The following is a 270-nucleotide window of genomic DNA, read 5'->3' as shown; positions in this document are numbered from 1 at the left end:
TCTATTGGGGCGGTGGCCTTGCGCATGTCGAAGTCTCCGATGCGTATTCGGTGGCCGTTGTTGAGGCGGCTAACGAGTGAATCGGCTCCGACTCTGTCGGGGAGGGCTTCGACCCAATAGGCGGCGGCCGATTGGGAGGAGATCAGTGTTGGGAGCCGACCGTCGCGGTCGAATATGATCTTGCTCAGGTCTTCTTGCCCACGCTGGTTGATGCTCATGGTCATAAAATCGTCGATGATAAGGACATCGACATTGATCAGTTTCCGCATC

General features: G+C 56.3%; 1 protein-coding gene. It reads right to left on the bottom strand.

Annotated features, from left to right (window positions below; genetic code table 11):
* On the bottom strand, window positions 1-270 hold a 270-nt coding region (locus HMPREF2990_RS01205), incomplete at both ends, for an ATP-binding protein (protein WP_141757747.1).

This window comes from Corynebacterium sp. HMSC071B10 (genome assembly GCF_001814825.1).
In the GTDB taxonomy this organism is placed as follows: Bacteria; Actinomycetota; Actinomycetes; order Mycobacteriales; family Mycobacteriaceae; genus Corynebacterium.
The sequence above is the reverse complement of the archived record's forward strand: the minus strand, read 5'-3'. Positions and strand labels throughout refer to the sequence as shown.